Below are 5,995 nucleotides of genomic sequence, written 5' to 3' on the forward strand. Positions count from 1 at the left end.
CAGCCCCCGAGATACTGCCGTTCTCCCGGTCCAGCGCCTCGAAGAACCTTGCCTTCAGGTCCTCAAAATCCATGATCCCCGCAACTCCCTGAAGATCAGGGTGTTGCGGGGATCACTAGAACCCACGGCGGTGCGGCGGGGGCCGTGTGCCGGAGGCGGGAGGCGGGCCCGGTCGGGGTGCGAGGTCGAGGGGGCCTCCCCGGCACGTGCGGGACGGTGCGTCAGAACGCCTCTTCGGGCAGCTCCATGGCGTCCAGGGTGGTGGCCTCGGTGACCGCGCGGTCGGCGGCCAGGCGCGGCAGGACGGTCTGGCAGAAGAACTGCGCGGCGGCGACCTTGCCGGTGTAGAACGCCCGGTCGGAGTCGGAGACGTCCCCGCCGCCGAGGGCGGTCAGCGCGACCTCGGCCTGGCGGCAGAGCAGCCAGCCGACGATCAGGTCGCCGAGGGCGAGCAGGAGGCGGCTGCTGTTCAGCCCGACCTTGTACAGCTCCTTCGGGTTCTCCATGGAGGAGAGCGCCCACCCGACCATCGGGTCGAGGATGCCCTGGACGTCGTCGAGGGCGCGGGCGAGGGCGGCGCGCTCGTTCTTGAGGCGGCCGTTGCCGGCGTCGCTCTCGGTGAACGCCTTGACCTCGCCGGCGAGCACCTTCAGCGCCGCCCCGTTGTCCCGGAGGATCTTCCGGAAGAACAGGTCCTGGCCCTGGATGGCGGTGGTGCCCTCGTACAGGGTGTCGATCTTGGAGTCGCGGATGTACTGCTCGATCGGGTACTCCTGCAGGAAGCCGGAGCCGCCGAGGGTCTGCAGCGACTCGGCGCCGAGCAGGGCGTACGCGCGCTCGGACCCGAAGCCCTTGACGATCGGGAGCAGCAGGTCGTTGAGCTTCTCGGCCTGCTCGTCCTTGCGGCCCTCGTGCTCGGCGATCTGCACGGCGTCCTGGTAGGAGGCGGTGAGCAGGACGAGCGCCCGCATGCCCTCGGCGTACGCCTTCTGCGTGAGCAGGCTGCGCCGGACGTCCGGGTGGTGCGTGATCGTGACGCGCGGGGCCGTCTTGTCGGTCATCTGCGTCATGTCGGCGCCCTGGACGCGCTCCTTGGCGTACTCGAGCGCGTTGAGGTAGCCGGTGGAGAGGGTGGCGATCGCCTTGGTGCCGACCATCATGCGGGCGTACTCGATGACGAGGAACATCTGCTTGATGCCCTCGTGCACGTCGCCGACGAGGTAGCCGACGGCCGGGTGCTTCTCGCCGAAGGTGAGCTCGCAGGTCGTGGAGACCTTGAGGCCCATCTTCTTCTCGACGTTGGTGACGTAGGCGCCGTTGCGCTCGCCGAGCTCGCCGGTCTCGAGGTCGACCATGTACTTGGGCACGAGGAACATCGACAGGCCCTTGGTGCCGGGGCCGGCGCCCTCGGGGCGGGCCAGCACCAGGTGGAACACGTTCTCGGACATGTCGTGCTCGGCCGAGGTGATGAACCGCTTCACGCCCTCGATGTGCCACGTCCCGTCCGGCTGCTGGACGGCCTTGGTGCGGCCCGCGCCGACGTCGGAGCCCGCGTCCGGCTCGGTCAGCACCATCGTCGCGCCCCACTGCCGCTCCCGGGCCAGCTCGGCGAAGCGCTTCTGCTCGGGGGTGCCGATCTGCCACAGGATCTGGGCGAAGCCGGGGCCGGAGGAGAACATGTAGACGGCCGGGTTGGCGCCGAGGACCTGCTCGGCCACGGCCCAGGTGAGCGAGCGGGGAGCGCCGCTGCCGCCGAACGCGGGGACGAGGTCGAGGCGGTACCACTCGGCGTCCATCCACGCCTGGTAGCTCTTCTTGAAGCTCTCCGGCATGGTGACGCTGCCGTCGGCCGGGTCGAAGACCGGCGGGTTCCGGTCGGCGTCCTCGAACGAGTCGGCGAGCGGCCCCTCGGCGAGGCGGTTCACCTCGTCGAGGATGCTGCGCACGGTGTCCTCGTCCAGCTCCGCGTACGGGCCGCTTCCGAGGAGGTCCTGGCGCCTGAACACCTCGAAGAGGTTGAACTCCAGGTCACGGAGGTTGCTCTTGTAGTGCCCCATTCGAGACTCCGTTCGGCTCGGCGGGCTGCCGACGGCCCCGCACTGCGTACTGGTCAGTAACTCAACGACATGCTACCCGCTGGTAACCAGCGAGAACCACCAGGAAGGCGGCATTCGTCGGGACCCGGGCCACACATGCCTTACCATCGGGCCTACAAAGTGACGCAACTCACATGAACGGCGCAACTCCGTTACCGGTTGGTACGCACAAACGAACATTAAGTGACAAATAGGACATTTCGCCCTCAACAGGCTGGTCAACTCATGGTTGGGCGTTTCAGAATCATGTCCCCCGGCCTACGCATCGATTGCCGGGACATCGCTTTCGGAACGATCCTCGCCTGACCCTTGACAGAACACGGTCTCATCACTACTCCTCTCACGCTTCCGGGCGCCATGACCGGATCTGGCAAACGTGAACCAATGGGGAAGCTCGTCCCTCTTACTTGAGGTGGCACGGGGTCGCAAGGGTCTGCGGGTTCTCCCCCGGAGCCCGAGGAGAGGAAGGACTTGAATTGTCGTCTGTCACGGGGTGGCTCGATGATGCCTGGAGTTCGGTGACGGGGGCGTTCTCCAGCGGCGACTGGCGGGACTTCATCCCGCTGGGGTTCGCGGGACTGCTGGTCTGGGGGCTCTGGCTCTACCGGGTGATCCTCTCCCGCATGGACAAGCCGGTCGTGAACAACTTCCGCACGACCGTTTCGGTGGTGGTCCCCTCGTACCGCGAGGACCCCGAGATCATGATGCGCTGCCTGGACAGCTGGCTCGCCCAGAACCCCAGCGAGATCATCATCGTGATCGACGTCGGCGACACCGAGGGGCACCGGCGGCTGGCGCAGGTCACCGACCCGCGCGTGCACGTCCTCGTCTACGAGCACTCGGGCAAGCGGTCGGCGCTCGGCGTCGGCATCCGCGCGGCCCGCGGCGAGATCATCGTGTTCGCCGACTCCGACACCTGGTGGCAGCCCGGCCTGCTGGACGCCGTCCAGATGCCCTTCGAGGACCCCCAGGTCGGCGGCGTCGGCACCCAGCAGAACGTCTACCAGCGCGAGACGAGCGTGTGGCGCCGGATCGCCGACTGGCTCGTCAACCTGCGCTACTACGACTACGTCCCGGCGATGGGCTCCAAGGGCGGCGTCGCCTGCCTGTCGGGCCGGACGGCCGCGTACCGCCGCTCCGTCATCCTCCCCGTGGTGGAGAACCTGGAGAACGAGTTCTTCCTCGGCCGCCGCTGCATCGCCGGCGACGACGGCCGCCTCACCTGGCTGACGCTGTCGCAGGGCTACAAGACGGTGCACCAGTCGTCCGCGCGCGCCATCTCCATGTTCCCCGACTCGTTCCGCGCCTTCTTCAAGCAGCGCATCCGGTGGAGCCGCAACTCCTACCGCTGCTACCTCACCGCCCTGTGGAAGGGCTGGCTGTGGAAGACCCCGTTCGTCACCAAGGTCACCGTCCTGCAGATCCTGCTGACCCCCGTGACGATGGGCGTCACGCTCGGCTACCTGATCTTCAGCCGCATCCTCGACAACCTCACCCCGCTCGGCATCACGCTGGCCATCGGCTGGGTGCTGTTCGGCCGCGGCGTGCGCGGCTGGTCGCACCTCAAGCGTCACCCGAAGGAGATCCTGCTGCTGCCGCTGACCGCCCTCGTGATCATCATGATCTCGCTGCCGATCAAGCTGTACGCGTTCATCACCATGAACAAGCAGGGCTGGCTGACCCGCTCCGCCGACCAGGTCGGCGGCGCCGGGCAGAGCGCCGGCTCGCTGCAGGGAGTTGGCTGAGGTGACCTTTCCCACCCCCCTGACGCGGACGCGCGCGATGCGCCCGCCCGGCCCGCTCCGGCGCGGCCCGCGGACGGCGGCGGCCGCCGGGCTCGCGCTCGGCATCGGCCTCCTCCCGGTGGTCGCGCTGCTGCCCGCTCCCCCGGCGCACGCGGCGCCGACCCCCCAGCCCACCCAGGGCGGCCAGCCGTCCGGGCAGCCCACGGGCCAGCCGTCCGGGCAGCCCTCCGGACAGCCCCAGAACGGTCAACCCCAGAACGGCCAGCCCCAGAACGGACAGCCCCAGAACGGACAGCCCCAGAACGGACAGCCCCAGAACGGACAGCAGCAGGGCGCCCAGCAGCAGCAGGGCGCCCAGCAGTCCGGGCAGCCGGCCGGTGAGGCGGACACGCAGGCGGCGCTCGTCGACCAGGAGGACCAGCGGATCCTGCAGATCCGGTCCGTCCTGACCGCGATCCTGCAGATCGGCGGGCAGGCGACGGGGCAGTGGAAGCAGCCGCAGATCTTCGGCTCCAGCCACGGCAAGACGCTCGTGCTGCCCAACACCGGCCAGGCGTACACGGTCGCCGACCTCGCCAAGTACGGCGGCAAGTACTTCAAGCGGCTGCCGGACGGCTCCTTCCTGCTCGGCATCCCGGTGTACGTCGCCGACGGGGCCGAGCTGACGCTGAAGAACCCCGACGGCCCGCTGGTCCTGCGGATGGGCAGCCTGCCGGGCGCGTTCGCCTCGATCGTCAGCTTCGGCGGCAAGATCGACATCGAGGGCACCGCGCGGAACCCGGTGCAGGTCATCAGCTGGGACCCCCGGACGAACCGCCCCGACACCGAGACCGCGGACGGCCGCGCCTACATCCGCGCGGTCGGCGGCGAGTTCCACGCGAAGCACGCCAAGTTCGCCCAGCTCGGCTTCTGGAGCGGGCGGACCGGCGGCATCGCGCTGACCGGCACCGACCGGCCCCAGAGCGAGTACAAGCGCTACACCAAGGAAGAGCGGCACCAGCGCAAGCAGGAGCGCCTCGAGGCCAACAAGAACCGCGGCGGGGGCGGCGGCCCCGGCGACATCGAGATCCAGGAGCCGGGCGGCACCGCGACCCACGTGCCGGCCGCCGACCTGGTGACCGGTTCCATCGACAACACCACGATCACCGGGAACGCGTTCGGGCTGTTCGTCTCCGGCTCGAACCAGTCGCAGATCACCAACAACCGGATCGAGAACAGCCTGGTGGACGGGCTGGTCATGCACCGGTTCGCCAAGAACGCCAACATCTCGAACACGACGGTGACCGGCAGCCGCGGCGACGGGTTCGTCCTCGCCCGGGCCACCGAGAAGATCCGCGTCACCAACAGCACCGCCGAGGGGAACGGCCAGAACGGCTTCACGGTCAACGGCGCGGCCCTGGCCGAGGGGCCGTCGGCGTCCGGCGAGTCGCTGCAGACGTTCGGCGGCAGCTCGATCAGCAACAGCGTCGCCCGCGGCAACGGCCACTACGGCGTGGAGCTGCTCGGCGGGCACAAGCTGTCGGTGCAGAACAGCAAGATCATCGGCGGTGACATGGGCATCGTCGTGCGGGAGGGCGCCACCGAGGTGCAGATCTCCGGCAACCAGCTCACCGAGCAGGTGCGGCAGGGGATCTCGGTCCGGGACGGCGTCGTGGACGCCAGCCTCGCGGGCAACACGATCGTCGGCGCCCGCACCGGCATCTACCTGCGCGACTCGTCCGGCACGATGACCGGGAACGTGATCAAGGGCGCGGCGGCGCACGGCATCACGTTCGTCGGGGACGCCGACGGCTCGGAGGTCCGCAACAACACCCTGCAGGGCCGGGGGACGAGCGCGGTCAGCACGTCCCGGTCGAGCGGCGACATCGCCGAGGACGACAACAACACCGACGGCTGGACCGACACGGCGTCGCTGTGGATGAAGGCGCGGCGCTACCTGACCCCGATGAACCTGATCTGGGCGGGCGTGTTCTTCATGGTGCTGTTCTCGATGCTGCGGGCGCGCAACGGCGGCCTGCGCATCGGCCGCACCGGCCTGCACCCGTACGAGCTGCAGCAGCCGATGGAGAAGCGGCAGGTGTGGAGCCTGCCGCGCCGCCCCGCCGGCCCCCCGCCCGCCGGTCCGGCCGCCCCGGCGGCCGGACCGGCGGGCGG

The 5,995-nt window shown here is 69.4% G+C and carries 3 protein-coding genes; 2 read left to right on the forward strand and 1 reads right to left on the reverse strand.

Features of this window, described 5'->3' with window-relative positions; all coding sequences use genetic code 11:
• Positions 1 to 221: 221 nt before the first annotated feature.
• Positions 222 to 2,057 (reverse strand): acyl-CoA dehydrogenase, encoded by a 1,836-nt coding sequence (locus tag DMH08_RS37975; RefSeq protein ID WP_125621065.1) that lies wholly within the window; start codon positions 2,055 to 2,057, stop codon positions 222 to 224.
• Positions 2,058 to 2,572: 515 nt separating this feature from the next.
• Between DMH08_RS37975 and DMH08_RS37980 the strand changes: the two genes are divergently transcribed.
• Both DMH08_RS37980 and DMH08_RS37985 read left to right on the forward strand, forming a co-directional pair.
• Positions 2,573 to 3,841 (forward strand): glycosyltransferase family 2 protein, encoded by a 1,269-nt coding sequence (locus DMH08_RS37980; RefSeq protein WP_199748207.1) that lies wholly within the window; start codon positions 2,573 to 2,575, stop codon positions 3,839 to 3,841.
• A gap of 1 nt (position 3,842) precedes the next feature.
• A partial coding sequence (locus DMH08_RS37985; RefSeq protein ID WP_125621067.1) for a right-handed parallel beta-helix repeat-containing protein occupies positions 3,843 to 5,995 on the forward strand: 2,153 nt, incomplete at its 3' end.

The sequence above is a fragment of the Actinomadura sp. WAC 06369 genome (genome assembly GCF_003947565.1).
Classification (GTDB): domain Bacteria; phylum Actinomycetota; class Actinomycetes; order Streptosporangiales; family Streptosporangiaceae; genus Spirillospora; species Spirillospora rifamycini.

What these genes read in the sequence shown, in the direction of transcription:
- DMH08_RS37975 (WP_125621065.1), bottom strand. Translation starts at nt 2,057, where the DNA reads ATGGGGCACTACAAGAGCAACCTCCGTGACCTGGAGTTCAACCTCTTC.